We start from the raw sequence: 14914 nt of genomic DNA on the forward strand, positions 1-14914 counted from the left end.
CTAGGCATATCCCATGCGAACTTCGGTGATCTAGATCTCACTAAGATCCTATTGCATTGCATATTTTACACATAAAATTTGACGCAACCGATAAATCAACAGATTTCGAAAATAAGAAAATCACAATCAGTTGGGAAAAATGAGCAATAAATGACAAAAAGGCCCCGCGAGATGCAAAGCCTTTTCTAAAATGACAGCAAGTTATTACGAATATCGCTTAAAACACAGAAGGTTTACCCTTCATCATGCGTAACCCTTCACGCTTGATACAGTCAACTAACGGGTTTTCCGCCATATCTGCTCGCCAGATAAACGACAAGGTTCGATCCATCTTGAGATCAGGTACATTTAACGCCACCAAATCCCCTGCTTCAATGTAACGTTCTACATCGAGATAAGGCAGACACGTCAAATACTGCCCGTTTGATACCAAACTTCTTAATACTGGAACGTGTTCGTATTCACGCCACACGTCTAAATCTTCAATAAGATGGTGAATAGAGCTATCAAAAATCTTGCGGGTACCTGAACCATGTTCTCGCAATACCCATTTTGCTTGTTCAAGTTGAGCTAAGCTCACCGATGAGTTACGCGCAAATGGATGATGCGACGCTGCGACTACAGTAAGGTGGTCTCGGCACCAAATTTCTTGGTGTAAACGGTTATCGTCGCAGCGACCTTCAATGACGCCCAGATCATATCGGTAATCCAAAACGCCATCGATGACGGCCTGAGTACTCTGTACGCCGAGAGAGATACGCATCTCTGGAAAATCATTATCAATGATACTGATAAGGTCAGGAACTAGGTGCTCTGCAGGTGTTTGACTTGCGCCTAATCGAATGTGTCCACTCAACAAATGTTGCTCGTAAAAACCCATTTCAATTTGTAGCGCGTCTTGCAGTAAACGCTTTGCTTTTGGTCTTAACCACATCCCCCAATGCGTTAAAGCCATTTGCTTGCCTTGCCTTTCAAATAAAGGTCTGCCAAGCATTTTTTCTAACTGAGCAAGCGACATGCTCGTCGCCGATTGTGTCAGAGCCAGTTTATCCGCGGCCTGGCTTACACTGCCGGTGTCTGCAACTGCGTCAAATACCGCTAATTGCTTAAGTGAGTAGCGCAAAGTTTCCTCCCTAATTGGCGAGTATTCCCCATACTCTCGCAACCCCAAAGTACATGCGCTGATACGCAATGAGGTTCATTTTACCTGCCTTTAAGAACTTATCAAATTATCTGATGAGGATTCTAAATATTATCAATTTTACCTGTAGCTCTGACCTGCTTAATCTGGATATGCGGTTCGGGAACACCGCAACAAAAAGCAATAACACCTTCACTTTCGAGTACAGACAACGTCTCGATTTCACTAACCAAGGAGTTCATATGGAACCACAGACTAAGGAGTCATTATGGCGGTGACCAGCTCTCAAAATAACCAGTATTTTTCTCCAAAAGAAATGATGTCTGAAGCTGAGAAGTTTGCACTTAGTAAAGCAAACAAAACCAGCGGCATGACACTGGGTTTGGCAATCATGGCAGGCGCATTCATCGGTTTAGCATTCTTGTTTTACATCACAGTGACAACAGGTAGTGCGGATGCAGGTTGGGGGCTTAGCCGTCTTGCAGGTGGTTTAGCATTCAGTATGGGTTTGATACTCATCGTCATTTGTGGTGGTGAGTTGTTTACCAGCTCAGTGCTTTCGAGCATCTCATGGGCAAACAAACAAATCTCATTCGGCAAAATGCTGTCGATCTGGGGCAAGGTGTATGTGGGTAACTTCATCGGTGCGATGTTCCTACTTGCATTGGTAAGCGCTGCAGGCTTGTACCAAATGGATGCGGGTCAATGGGGCTTAAACGCACTAAACATTGCGCAGCACAAGCTACACCACACATTGGTACAAACATTTGCACTGGGGATTCTATGTAACTTATTGGTTTGTCTTGCTATTTGGCTAACGTTCAGTTCTGCAAATGCAATGACAAAAGCAGCGATGACCATCATGCCAGTGGCAATGTTCGTCAGCAGTGGCTTTGAGCACTGTGTAGCAAACATGTTCATGGTACCGCTAGGCATCGTAATCGCGAATTTCGCACCAGAGACTTTCTGGACAGCAGTTGGCGTGCCGGCTTCTCAATATGCAGATTTAAATGTCGGTCACTTTATTACTGCAAACCTAATTCCAGTAACCCTAGGCAACATCATTGGTGGCGCTGTGTTAGTTGGCTTAGCTAACTGGTGTATTTACCGTCGACCAGAACTAAAGGCAGCAAAAATTTCATCCATTACAAACACTACAACACTAACGTCAGTTAAGGAAAGCACTATGAAAAACGCATCAATTGTAAAAGAAATCATGAACCCGAGCCCAGTTACTCTGAGCGTAGAAATGCCAGTTTCAACTGCACTAGATACCCTATTGGACAACAATCTAATCAGTGCTCCTGTTGTTGACATCGACAATCGTTTGGTTGGTTTCTTTTCAGCGCACGACGTAATGGTTGAATTGTGGTGCCAAGATTACATCCCTGTTCAAGAACAAAAAGTGGTAGATTTGATGAGCCGTGACGTTGTAGCGATTGATGCTGGTGACCGTTTGGTAGATGTAGTTGAGTTCCTATGTATCGATAAGGAACAACTTTACCCAACAACAAGTATGGGCATGGCGACACGCTTTACTTCTCTTTCTCTTGAAGAGCGTGCTAAGAGCATCAAAGTGAGCAAACCACAAGTGCTTCCTGTATTAGAAAACGGTTTGATGGCTGGCGTTGTGACACGTAGCGAAGTACTTAAAGCACTGCGCCCAGTGTATGGCGAGCGTCTAAACCTAATTGAAGATAACGTTCTAGAAACGGCATAAAACTATTACAACTAGCAACTAGCAAGACAAGTTGGCACCAATAAAAAGCGCTCTTATTTAAGAGCGCTTTCTGCATTTATGTCGTTAAGAACGAGGTATATGGTGAAGAACGAGAAGTTACTTCTTAACACCTTCGATGTGCAGTTCCATATCAACGTAGCTTGAAGAACCCATTACTGGAATTTCAAAATCAGCAAGCTCAAGACGAGTTTGACCGATGAAACCTGCACGCTCACCACCCCATGGGTCGTTACCTGCACCAACAAATTCCGCTTCGATTGTGATTGGTTTCGTTACACCGTGAAGAGTCAGATCGCCCGTTACGCCTAGCTTACCATTACCTTTGTCTACAACTTTTGTACTGTTGAACGTCGCTTCGCTGTATTTGCCTGCGTCGATGAAGTCGCCGCTACGGATGTGCTTGTCGCGTTCAGCATGGTTTGAATCCAGGCTTGTCGTATCAACCACTACGTTTACTTTAGAGTCAGCGATGTTTTTTTCATCAAAAGAAAAGTCACCAGAAAATGTATTAAAACGACCTTTGATGAAGCTGTAACCTAGGTGGCTAACTTTGAAGTTGATTGATGCGTGAGCACCTTTGGTATCGATAACATAATCTGCAGCGTTAGCACCAAACGGTAGTGCTATAGCGATTGCTAATCCTGTAGCGAAAAGTGACTTTTTCATTTTGAAGCTCCTAACATTTTTCTTAATGTGTTGTCTTTATCGATAAAGTGATGTTTTAGTGCAGCAGCAGCGTGTAAACCTGCCATTAGGATGACAGCCCAAGCTGCGTAGAAGTGAATTTCACCTGCAATATCCGACTGACTAGGGAATAACTCCCCTGCGCCTGGCACCGTGAACCAATTAAATACTTCGATTCCACGACCATCAGATGTTGAGATGAGGTAACCTGAAATAAAGATAGTGATGAGTAATAGATACATCACACCATGCGCGGCTTTCGCGGCAACGACTTCATAAGGTTTCCCTTCCACTTTTGGTGACGCCGTCACATGTTTCCATACGATGCGTGCCAAAGTGAGGGTTGCTAATAAAATGCCCACAGAGCGGTGATAATGTGGTGCAGTACGATACCATTCACTGTAATAGCTAAGATCGACCATCCACAAACCCACAGCAAATAAGCCGATAATGCAAAGCGCCGATAGCCAATGCATAAATCGCGCAGGTAGGTTGTAATTCTTTACCAGTGTTTCCATCTCACGTTCCTAGATATATTCCTAAGTTGATATTGAGCAAGAAACACAACATTAACTTATTTACCTTGTATGAAACAGATTATTTACCATCCTTTACATCTAACCAATAATACCTTTTCAAACAACTTGTTCGAAAAATTAGAAGGAACTTTAAATCACTTTAAAAACGGACAGTTAGAGTTGAACTTCTTGCTCAATCTCATACAGTTCATCGTTCATCTCAAGCATACGTCGTTCAATAACGGCTTTTGCGTCCTCAATGCCTTTGTTGTAATAAAAAGGCGCCAGTTTCTCCGTGATGAAATCAATCAAAAATTCACTATCAAATTGACCGATTTCCACTTCTAACTCGTCTTGCATATATTCTTGGATGGCGGCTGCCAACGCTTCTTTTTGTGCTCTTTCTAGTTTGATCATATTTTACCTGCGGAACTCTATTATCAATTTTGATGTTTAGATCAAGAAGTTGCCTATCGAAATTAGTCTATCCTAAAAGTACTATGATAACCTTTCGCCGTTCAATTTGTTAACCGTTAAGGGATATTCTTTGCTACTCGACTTAGTCATCCAAAGTGTCAATGATTTTCAGGACGATTGCCTCAAACTTTGTGAGAAGCATTATCCTGCGGTGCATAACCAAGGAATGAGCGAACACCATCTAGGAATGGCTTTCGCAAGACGAATGGAACATACGTTTCGTCACTTTGGCCACAGCAGTATCATCAAACCCATTGAAGTACTTGATTCTCCCGACTTGCCTCACCATTATCGAATCACCTCTGAGATAGGCACAGTTTGGGTGTTAAGTCATCATATGGTGAGTGCCGGTAATTCTTGTCGAGAGAACTTGCTCTCCTCCATCATGGAATGGCAAAGCGAATATGGCTATGCCCTACAGCCCAACGACTTGTTGTTTTTAGTCAGTGACCATTGGATCAGTCGCAGCAAAACCAGCCGCGAACTTTTGCACTGGTGGATGGGTGAACTTCCTGAGCCAATCACTGAATACACAGAACAAGGCATTACGCTTTACACAAGCGAGTCACAGCTGACCCGCTCACTTGATACGCGCTTTGGTATTAGTCCTTGCTACATTAAATTTGGCCATCCTTTGCGCCGATCGAACAAGCAACAACTGGTTCGAAAATACGTTCAACTTTATGCGGTCTTACAGTGGTAGCATCAAATTGCAGCGGGTAGATTATCAGCCCGTTCATCGATTTGTTTGATGCTGGTCGATATTTCCGTTCAATCAACGCTACCTCTCTTGCCTTGACCCCACTGGCACAATTAGATTCAAACTACTGTAGTAAAACTAGATGCACAACAATCAGTTAAGCATCAGTGGAAGTATCTTGGTCTAGGTTACAACAATAATGATGAGCATCACGCAGCTGCTTGGCTGCATTTCAAAACAATTAGATGGGCAGTATATTGCACACTACAAGCAACTGACGCTGAGGAGTGTGTTTCAACCTATTTATCAGAAAGATCTTTCTATCATCGGCCTTGAAGCTCTGGTTCGTATTAGTAACCAAGACGGACAAATGATAAGACCAGACCAATTTTTCCAATCCAATACCATTCCAGTAAAAGACCAAATTAATGTCGAGCGATTAAGCCGTCTGATCCACATCAGTAATTTTTGCCAATCCAAGTTTAGCAACAAAAAGCTTTTTCTTAATGTCTTACCTAAAGCATCAGAAATGCTCGCGAAAGACATGTCGTACAGCAACCTATTGAAGCAAGCCATCATCGAAGCAGATCTTCGCCGTGAGCAAATCGTGATGGAATTAGTGGAGTTGGATGCGAGTGACGAGAACTGTCTTTATAAAGCGACGAAAGAGCTCAGTGATAACGGCTATATGCTTGCCATCGATGATTACGGAGTTGACGCCTCAACGGTTGAACGCGTGAAATGCGTAAGACCAAACATCATCAAAATAGACCGATCATTACTTTTGCGATATGAGAGTGGCGACTTTGCTTGTTTGATGGAAGCATTGTCTTTGGCAAAAGATATTCGCTCAAAAACCGTTATAGAAGGAATTGAAACCGAGCATCAACTTAATTTAATGAAAAAGCTCGGTTTCGATATGTATCAAGGCTATTTACTGGCGATGCCTCAAACGCTTGAAGCCTACCAAGAAGTTAAGACGGCGTAATCAAAGTCATTGATAACTGCCATCACCTTTTATTTTCGGTTTTTACCGCGGTTTTTATGAATAGCGAGTTTCGCTTTCATCTTACGTTTTTCCGAAGAGCGACTCTTACGGCGACCACCACCATTACGCTCTGGCTCAACCTCTTCGATTAAACTCGGTTCGAAACCTTCTAACCACTCTTGCGGTAAACGTTGGTCAAGTAGGTTTTCAATCGCCGTCAATAAGTACTCTTCGTCGCGGCTCATTAAAGAAACCGCCAAGCCTGATTTACCAGCGCGACCTGTACGCCCGATACGATGAACATAATCTTCGGCTTTAAACGGCATATCGAAGTTCACCACTTGCTCTAGCTCTTGAATGTCCAGACCACGAGCAGCCACATCGGTTGCGATTAACGCACGTACTTTACCTGCTTTAAATTCATCAAGAGCACGTTGACGAGCACCTTGAGATTTGTCGCCGTTGATAGAGACCGCTTTGATCCCATCCAGTTTAAGCTCTTTTGCTAGCTCATCACTGCCTTGCTTGGTTTTTGTAAAGACAAGCACTTGTTGCCAGTTACGAGAACCAATTAAGTAAGCCAATAGCTCACGTTTACGCTTTTTATCAACTGGATAAACCATTTGCTTAACGGTTTCTGCCGTAGTGTTGGCTGGCGACACTTCCACTTCAACTGGAGAGTCCATCAGTTTATAAGCAATGGTTTTAATGCGCTTCTCAAACGTTGCTGAGAACAGCATGGTTTGTTTATCTTGAGGTAAACGACGAAGAATGCGTTGCAGATCTGGCCAGAAACCCATGTCTAACATGCGGTCTGCTTCATCAAGTACAAGAATGCCCGTTTTAGCGATGATTACATTGCCGTTAAACAAGTGATCCAGCAAACGACCTGGCGTCGCGATAAGAATATCTGCGCCCTCTTCCAACTTTTTCTTTTGAACGCCGATGCTCGTACCACCATAAACACAAACAATCTTAAGGTCCGTATTTGCTGCGTACTGGGTCAGGTTGTCCATAACTTGTTGAGCAAGCTCTCGCGTAGGTACAAGAATAAGTGCTTGTGGCGCGCCGTTACGTTTCTTCTGCTGAACTGATTGGATGATAGGTAAGCCAAATGCTGCAGTTTTGCCAGTACCTGTTTGCGCAGCAGCCAGGAGATCTTTGCCTTCCAATACGGGTGGAATCGACTTTTCTTGAACAGGTGTCGGAGAAACAATATTCATACCGCTTAGGGTATCAACCAACTGTTGTTCAATGCCAAGATCAGCGAAATTAACGGACATGATAAACCTCATAATTTTTGGAGCGCAGAGTTTACCAGAGCGCCTTTGGTCATACTACCTTTAGCAGACAAGGCGCTATGAAATTATTGAGTTATGAATGAACTCACTTACGAATTCACTAACTGTTGATGGAATTGGCCGGACTGCTCCAGAACATCTTGATAAAGCGCCGAAAACTTCCCTTCCAATTGTTCATATTCGCGATCGAGAACTTCAAATGTCGTAGTGAGGTCGGCCATACGAGGGCTTCTTTGTGACATTCGATGAAGCGCAAACTCGATGTTCTCCAAGTCTCGATAAGACTGCAGCCACCCTCCACTCCACATTCGACTGTGAAGCAATAAAAATCTTGGTGGTAACTCATTAGAGATTTGGTTATTCACTTGCTGATACGCGTATCGGACAAACGAATCTAAAGACTGGTGACTAAATGCATGCCAGTGCTTCGCTAAGCAATGGTCCCAAAACATATCCAGTGCAATTGGCGCAAAGCGACGTGACACGCCCGTAAAATGCGGCTTGCACTCTTCAACAATGGAATGGTGATCGGTGATACGATCGACAAAACGGTGGAGTTTTATGCCATTGGAAATATCAGTCTGATACTGCTTGCTTGGATCTCCCTTTACGAAATCTCCAAGCAAGTTTCCCATTAAGTGGCTATTACAGTGATCTGCAATATGCAGGTGGGCTAGAAAGTTCATTAGACGCTGTGAGTGGCCTTTTGGCTCGTCTTACATGAACTTAAGTATAACGTCTGTTGTGACGCGGTGAGAGTACTAATTGTACTTATTCGGCTTCGTCTTCTGAGCCAATGTAGTCCGACAAGATTATACCGATTTCAAGTGCATCAAGCATCTCTAGGCATTCGTCGTTGTGGTATTGGTCGCTCATTGTGACCTCCTTTGTGTTACATCTCCTGAAGCAATCTTGCTTCAATCTTTACTGCCATTTCTTTTCTTCATCGATGACAGTAACTCCTTTTTATAGCCTTTATATGACACATTCATGACAGCGAGAAGTAAAGATTTAGAAAGCTATGACAGAAATCATAAGTAAACGTTTGCGCAACATCTATCCTAACCTACTGACTTTTAGTAAAATTTGCCGCTAATTCATATGCAACTCATTGTTAAAATTAATCAATTTAATTGCCATTAATAGATATAACATACCGTTAGATGTGATCACAGTTCTCATAATTTGAAATCAATCAACTGCTCGTTACATATTTTGCTGATTACCATCTCATATTTTGTTTCGATAGTTCTCTAATTTAGTTCACCCCTTTTCATCTCAAATGGAGCGATTAATGAGAGAAGTTGAGTTTAGAACGATAGATAAGCTATTTATTAAAATGTCTATCAACGACAAAATCTGGGTCATTTTTCTTCTATTCCTAGTGACTCTGACTTCAGTGGCAGGAAGCCGATATTTCAATGATATTCAGCAGTTTGAAGACCAGTCTATCCTTACTGTAGAAGCCAAACTTGCGGGTATTATCCAAGCGCAGCCTCAAAGCTTGGCGAACCTAAATGGTGTGGTGAGTACAAGTAACGCCGGTGATACGACGTTCAACAATGGAACGGTAACGGCTTACGCGAAGCTGAATTCCGGTCAGGCAATTCAACTGACAGAAAACCTTTCACGCCAATTTGAGCAAGCTAAATCTGACGCCCTGACCTCTTTTCTTCTGAGCTTTCTTTGGGTGGTGCCGTTTGCCCTATTCAATTACTGGGTTGCCACTTTCCTTGGCGGCGCACTTTGGGTACTTTACACCACCACACAAAAGATTGGCGAGGGAGACTTAACCTCTCGTCTTGGTTTCCATCCAGGGCGAGATGAGTTTGGTACGATTGGCTGTGCGCTCGATAAATCAATGGATACGCTAACTGAATTAGTAAACAGCGTAAAAGACAATGCCAATACAATGAGCGAAACTTCTGCCGCGTTCGAACAAGACATGAAGTTGAGTGAAACTCAAATTGCGCATCAGTATCAAACGCTGGATTCTGTCGCCACGGCAATGGAAGAGATGACGGCGTCAGCAAAAGAGGTGTCGAGTATTTCTCAACAAGCGACACTTCAATCAGACCATGATGCCCAGCAGATTGAAAATAGCCGCACTCGCGTCCAAAGCGTCATTTCAGAGATTGAAACCCTTTCAAGTTACATCGAACAGGCGTCAACGTCAGTAAGCAGTTTGAATGAAAACACGACGCAGATTAATGATGTCATCACGACGATCAACGCCATCTCAGAGCAAACTAACCTGCTCGCATTAAATGCTGCTATTGAAGCCGCTCGTGCGGGTGAGCAAGGCCGTGGGTTTGCCGTAGTTGCAGACGAAGTCCGTACCCTTGCAAGCCGTACCCAGCAAGCGACAGTTGAGATCCAAGCCATGATTGAAAAGCTTCAATCTGAAAGTCGAAACATTGCATCAATTACTGATCGTACCGTTCAGCAAGCTCAAACCAGTAGTCAATTGATTGATGAAATTGGAGGGGACGTGACTGCTATCGCTGATTCTGCACGATCTTTGATGGACATGAGTATTCAGATCTCGACGTCAGCAGAAGAACAAAGTGCGGTTGCAAATGACATTGCATCTGAGCTGTCAGATATACGCTCACAATCCAACACCATCCGTGAAGTGGCACAGCAATCGACAGTAGGCGTAACCAATTTAACCCACGCTTCTGTTTCACTTGGCGAAGTATTGAAACGCTACCGAACGGCTTAAATACCGTTTCGCCATCAGGTTAGTAGGTTCAAATCGATACAATCTAAGGGATACCAAATGCAAAGGGCTCCGTTTTTGGAGCCCTTTTTCACTAGGTGTTTTAACGTTGCCTAGGAAAGCACCATAGCCATAGCGTTTCCTCGATTTTTAAACAAACGTGTATTTATTTAATCAAGTATTAACTGAGTAGCAAATTAATTTACTTTGAAGTGAATCGAAATAATCTTCGGAATTTGATGAAAGAATGTTCAAAGGATAGGTGTTCAGCTATTCTACATTTTGCCAATTTAATTTTGCTGCTGGTGAACAATATGAATAATTACAAAACAAAAGACACTGAAGATCTTCAGTGTCCACTCTGTCAATGCGATGAATATATAATTTCATCCGACGGTGAGAAATTCACATGCGCTTCTTGCGGGTTCCATACGAAAAACTTCTCTTCCATCCAATGCTTACACCAAACTCCGTTTCTACAAGCCAAATTCAAACATATCCATAACTTGAGTAACGTTTGTCATTAAATTGAGCAGCCCAAGAGCTGCTCTTTTAGTTCGTCAAGATGATGAATTCGGATAACGCGCTCGTCTTCCACTCGGTTGATTGGCGCGCCGTTGTAAAGCTGCACTGTTTTCACACCTGCGTTTAATCCAGCCTCAACGCCCTTTGGGGTGTCATCAATATACAAACAATCGCTTGGCAGAAAACCCATATTCATCGCGCTATACATGATCAAATCAGGCTCTGGCTTCCAACTATTCGCGTCGAAAGCAGAAAAGACTTTTCCTTTAAACGCATCTAGCAGCCCTGTTAGCTCAAGCGAGTATTCGATCTTGTCTTTCGGTCCATTAGAAGCCACACAATACTCGATGTTGTGTGAATCCAAGAATTGAATAAGACGCTTTGCGCCATCCATTGGTTTTAGGTGGCGGACAAACAGCTTCTTTAGCTCCTCACGGTATTGTGGTTCAAGAACATCAATAGACACATTAACGTTCATGAACGCTTTGGCATCACGCAGGATATCGGCCAACTTGCCACCTTTGAAATGTGCAACGCACTCTTCAAAACTCATCTCTACGCCGTATTGCTCAAACACATTAACCAATGCATGACAACACAGGCTTTCGCTGTCGACCAGCGTACCGTCACAATCGAATATGACGCACTTAATATTGTTGATAGCCATACGCCTTCCCCCGCCAACAAATATCTCAAACCATTCGTTGAACACTTAACGTTGTTCTTATTAGCTTATTTATTTGTACTAAATATGTATCAACATAATAGGTAAGTTTTGAAATGTTTAAACGATAGACTTGGCATTTCGTGGAAATGAGAAAAGGGAATTAACGTTTTTTTAAGCAAGGTCACCGAATGGAGCCCCATAAGTTAGAAATATGAAACTTCACTCGGCAATGATAGATTGAATTAAATATCGTTATCTGGATACATAAAGCGTACTTCTATAAAGTCATCTAAATTATCCAGTAGTAATTGACTCAGGGCTGTGTCAACGTGTTTGCCTTGCTCACGCTTGAATAGTTCACCCACTTCCTCAATTATCCAAGCACGTTTATAGCAACGCTCACTAAGTAGAGCATCAAACACATCCGCAATCGCAACAATAAGTGCAAAGAGATGAATCTCTTCACCCTTCAAACCATTCGGGTAACCCGTATTGTATTAGTGGCCATGTGCAGTAAACGCTCAGTCATGCTTTACCCAGCCGAGGAAGGAGTTGTGCTTATATTAAATGTCGAAGCCCAAGCGAGCCTCGACTTGAATCAATTTTCTAAAACTATTGTTTCATACAATTTTTGATCGGCGTTCAATTTTTTCGCTAAATCTGAGACAAACTGAGTCTTATCTAAATTTTGAGAAACCACAGTGTCAGAAATAACGGTATTGCCTTCATATTGACTTACAATCGCGGCGCCAACTGCTTCGCCCTCAGCAAAACCAACGTAAAGTTCAAATTCCGGTGAGAGTATGATTTGAGTAAGGTACTCGACAATCATTTCTTGTTCATGCTTATCAGACCAACGTTGCGACTGCAAAATAGAAAACATGACCGTAAGTCGATGAAAATCGACAAGAAAGATATCTTCAGCGGTCAAACGCTGCTCTTTATCTAGTAGTAACGACTTTTCGACAACTTGGTACGATTGCTCTTCAAGCATTCGTGTGTAGATTGCGCGGCCTTCCAAACTCTCTTTTGTTGGAAACTCAACTTCCACCAAATCATGCAACCACGCGTTTTTTCTTTTAATGCTTTCTAACTGTTGTTCGTTCATTTTCTTACCTTAAGCGCTGCTAATGATGAAACTTACAGCGAGTAAAAGACAGGACTTTGATTAGAAATGTAGTGCTCACCTGTTCTGGAGCGGTACATTAGCATGAAGCCTCTTACAAACCTAGCTAAAGTCCTGAGGTAACGCCAAATTTTGTTTTAACCGTGCACGTCTGATAAATTGAGTTAATAAATTAGCCTATTTAAGGGAAGAAAAATGAAAAAGAGCTTGCTTGCGCTTGGATTGATCACTGTATTAGCTGGCTGTAGCGACAATGAAGTCGGTGACGTGTCGCTTGGTATGTTCACAATGAAAGACATTAAAATCGGTCACCTACAAGATGAAGTGGTGACAGGTGTTACTTGTCACATCGCCTCTATCGAAGCAAACCTGAGCTTGTCCGATCCAAGTGACAGCTCTATCTCTTGTCGCCAAACTGGTGACATTACCCCAGAAATGATTGCAAAAATCGATAAGAGCAAGTCTGGCGAAGTGGTCTTTAGGAAGTCGAAGAGTATCTTCTTCAAAACCATGAAAGTGCGTCGTATCTACGATCCTGAAAACCAAACATTGCTTTACTTGTCTTACACAACAACAGAGACAGAAGGCAGCTTTAAGCACAGCCTATCAACGGTCCCATTGTACGGAACCAAAGCTTACGTCGAACCGACTGTAACTCCTACAAATTAACCCCAAATCGCTTGTAAAAACATCAGCCCGCTGCATTTTTCAGCGGGCAAATTTCTTTGTAATAAAACGCAACGAATTTCAAAATTTTGTGATACAATCCCGTCTCTTTTTTTCTCACTCAAGAACAAGCATGAAGTTTCCTGGTCAGCGAAAATCTAAACACTACTTTCCAACTCACGCTCGAGATCCATTAGTCAACCAAATCCAACAGGCGCCTAAGCTGTACCGCCCAACGATTGTCGGTGTTGGTCAAACCATCGTTGATATCGAAGCGCGCGTAGACGATGCGTTTTTAGAAAAATACAACCTTAGTAAAGGTCATTCTCTCGTTCTTGAAGAGAGCAAAGCAGACGCATTGTATGAAGAGTTAGTAGAACAAGGTCTGATTACTCACCAATACCCTGGTGATACTATCGGCAACACACTACATAACTACTCTGTTTTGGCTGATAGCAAATCAGTACTCTTAGGCGTAATGTCGAAGAACATCCAAGTAGGTTCTTTTGCATACCGCTACCTATGCCGTACCTCTTCTCGCATGAACCTTAACCACTTACAAACAGTAGATGGTCCTATTGGTCGTTGCTACACGCTAATTTCTCAAGACGGCGAGCGTACCTTCGCAATTAACGAAGGCCACATGAACAAGCTGTCTCCGGAAAGCATCCCTGAAGAAGTCTTTACTAAAGCATCAGCTCTTGTGGTTTCTTCCTACCTTATGCGTGGTAAGAAAGAGGACCAAATGCCTCAAGCGGTTCAGCGCGCAATCGAATTTGCTAAGAAGCACGAAGTCCCTGTAGTACTGACTCTAGGTACAAAATACGTGATTGAAGGCAATGCAGAATGGTGGCAAGAGTACATTCGCGACAACGTATCTGTCGTTGCAATGAACGAAGAAGAAGGCGCAGCACTAACAGGTGAAACCGACCCTCTTGCGGCTGCAGATAAAGCACTTGAGTGGGTCGACCTTGTACTTTGTACTGCTGGCCCAGATGGTCTATACATGGCGGGTTACACGGAAGAGAAAGTAAAACGTGAAACCACACATGACATTCTTGAGGGCTCTATCGAACAGTTCAACAAGTTTGAATTTAGCCGTGCAATGCGCAAAGACGACTGTAAAGCACCAATGAAAGTGTACTCTCATATTGGTCCTTACCTTGGTGGTCCTCTTGAAATCAAGAACACCAATGGCGCAGGTGATGCGGCACTGTCTGCACTTCTGCACGATATGGCGGCCAACTCTTTCCACCAAAAAGAAGTACCAGGTTCAGAGAAACACGAAGTACGTTGCCTAACTTACTCTTCTCTATCTCAGATTTGTAAGTACGCAAACCGCGTAAGCTACGAAGTACTAACTCAGCACTCTCCTCGCCTATCTCGCGCACTACCAGAGCGTGAAGACAGCTTAGAAGAGACATACTGGGATCGCTAAGAACCAAGCATTTAGAGCAAAAAACACGCAAAGGTCACCATTAGGTGGCCTTTTTGTTTTGATCTAGCGCAGTATTTAGTGTTTTTTGTTATGATGTAGCACGCTAAGGCGAACGAACTGCTTTACACCTCTTATTTTACCAGTATTATTCTCGCGCAAACGTTTGCGCAACACTAAGCAAGCTTTTACTTGCCTGGTGTTGAACGCCACGTGTTAGCCA

At 43.0% G+C, this 14914-nt stretch carries 14 protein-coding genes and 1 pseudogene; 6 read left to right on the plus strand and 9 right to left on the minus strand.

All coding sequences use genetic code 11. The annotated features are described in order from the left end of the window. Positions 1 to 217 precede the first annotated feature (217 nt). Entirely contained in the window at positions 218 to 1123 is a 906-nt protein-coding gene (locus A8140_RS18690) for a LysR substrate-binding domain-containing protein (protein ID WP_005530843.1), read from the minus strand. Positions 1124 to 1409: 286 nt separating this feature from the next. Here A8140_RS18690 and focA point away from each other — a divergent pair, with 286 nt between their 5' ends. Continuing rightward, positions 1410 to 2861, plus strand: a complete 1452-nt coding sequence (gene focA / locus A8140_RS18700; RefSeq protein ID WP_005530841.1) for a formate transporter FocA — start codon at positions 1410 to 1412, stop codon at positions 2859 to 2861. Positions 2862 to 2978: 117 nt separating this feature from the next. Here the strand turns inward: focA and A8140_RS18705 are convergent, their stop codons facing one another. The 3 genes from A8140_RS18705 to A8140_RS18715 all read right to left on the minus strand — a co-directional run bounded on the left by A8140_RS18705 (position 2979) and on the right by A8140_RS18715 (position 4501). Then, complete coding sequence (locus A8140_RS18705; RefSeq protein ID WP_005530839.1) at positions 2979 to 3548, minus strand: YceI family protein; 570 nt, start codon at positions 3546 to 3548, stop codon at positions 2979 to 2981. Beyond that, complete coding sequence (locus tag A8140_RS18710) at positions 3545 to 4084, minus strand: cytochrome b (RefSeq protein WP_005530836.1); 540 nt, start codon at positions 4082 to 4084, stop codon at positions 3545 to 3547. Before A8140_RS18710 ends, A8140_RS18705 begins: the two co-directional genes overlap by 4 nt. Positions 4085 to 4258: 174 nt before the next feature. Further along, complete coding sequence (locus A8140_RS18715; protein ID WP_005530834.1) at positions 4259 to 4501, minus strand: DUF2164 domain-containing protein; 243 nt, start codon at positions 4499 to 4501, stop codon at positions 4259 to 4261. 130 nt (positions 4502 to 4631) lie between these two features. Between A8140_RS18715 and A8140_RS18720 the strand changes: the two genes are divergently transcribed. After that, positions 4632 to 5264: a hypothetical protein gene (locus A8140_RS18720; RefSeq protein WP_005530832.1), complete on the plus strand. Its 633-nt coding sequence runs from the start codon at positions 4632 to 4634 to the stop codon at positions 5262 to 5264. Positions 5265 to 5460: 196 nt separating this feature from the next. Continuing rightward, complete coding sequence (locus tag A8140_RS18725) at positions 5461 to 6249, plus strand: EAL domain-containing protein (RefSeq protein ID WP_005530830.1); 789 nt, start codon at positions 5461 to 5463, stop codon at positions 6247 to 6249. Positions 6250 to 6278: 29 nt separating this feature from the next. Here A8140_RS18725 and A8140_RS18730 read toward each other — a convergent pair whose 3' ends face one another. Both A8140_RS18730 and A8140_RS18735 read right to left on the minus strand, forming a co-directional pair. Next, positions 6279 to 7532: a DEAD/DEAH box helicase gene (locus A8140_RS18730; RefSeq protein ID WP_005530829.1), complete on the minus strand. Its 1254-nt coding sequence runs from the start codon at positions 7530 to 7532 to the stop codon at positions 6279 to 6281. Positions 7533 to 7639: 107 nt separating this feature from the next. After that, positions 7640 to 8236: an acyl carrier protein phosphodiesterase gene (locus A8140_RS18735; RefSeq protein WP_033000057.1), complete on the minus strand. Its 597-nt coding sequence runs from the start codon at positions 8234 to 8236 to the stop codon at positions 7640 to 7642. 608 nt (positions 8237 to 8844) lie between these two features. On the opposite strand from A8140_RS18735, the gene A8140_RS18745 reads away from it, so the two are divergent. After that, entirely contained in the window at positions 8845 to 10275 is a 1431-nt protein-coding gene (locus A8140_RS18745; RefSeq protein ID WP_005530822.1) for a methyl-accepting chemotaxis protein, read from the plus strand. 520 nt (positions 10276 to 10795) lie between these two features. Here A8140_RS18745 and A8140_RS18750 read toward each other — a convergent pair. From A8140_RS18750 to A8140_RS18760, 3 genes and pseudogenes are all read right to left on the minus strand, one after another. Further along, positions 10796 to 11464, minus strand: a complete 669-nt coding sequence (locus A8140_RS18750; protein WP_005530820.1) for an HAD-IA family hydrolase — start codon at positions 11462 to 11464, stop codon at positions 10796 to 10798. Between the two features lie 242 nt (positions 11465 to 11706). Continuing rightward, positions 11707 to 11955 (minus strand): annotated as a pseudogene (locus A8140_RS18755) (HD-GYP domain-containing protein); the annotation flags it as partial. Between the two features lie 107 nt (positions 11956 to 12062). Next, positions 12063 to 12572 (minus strand): hypothetical protein, encoded by a 510-nt coding sequence (locus A8140_RS18760; protein WP_005431602.1) that lies wholly within the window; start codon positions 12570 to 12572, stop codon positions 12063 to 12065. Between the two features lie 213 nt (positions 12573 to 12785). Between A8140_RS18760 and A8140_RS18765 the strand changes: the two genes are divergently transcribed. Further along, on the plus strand, positions 12786 to 13259 hold the full coding sequence (locus A8140_RS18765) for a CreA family protein (RefSeq protein WP_005530816.1): 474 nt from the start codon (positions 12786 to 12788) through the stop codon (positions 13257 to 13259). Between the two features lie 130 nt (positions 13260 to 13389). Continuing rightward, positions 13390 to 14694, plus strand: a complete 1305-nt coding sequence (locus tag A8140_RS18770) for an inosine/guanosine kinase (RefSeq protein WP_005530814.1) — start codon at positions 13390 to 13392, stop codon at positions 14692 to 14694. The last annotated feature ends 220 nt before the right edge of the window (positions 14695 to 14914 follow it).

Origin of the sequence: Vibrio campbellii CAIM 519 = NBRC 15631 = ATCC 25920, assembly GCF_002163755.1 — a bacterium.
Classification (GTDB): Bacteria; Pseudomonadota; Gammaproteobacteria; order Enterobacterales; family Vibrionaceae; genus Vibrio; species Vibrio campbellii.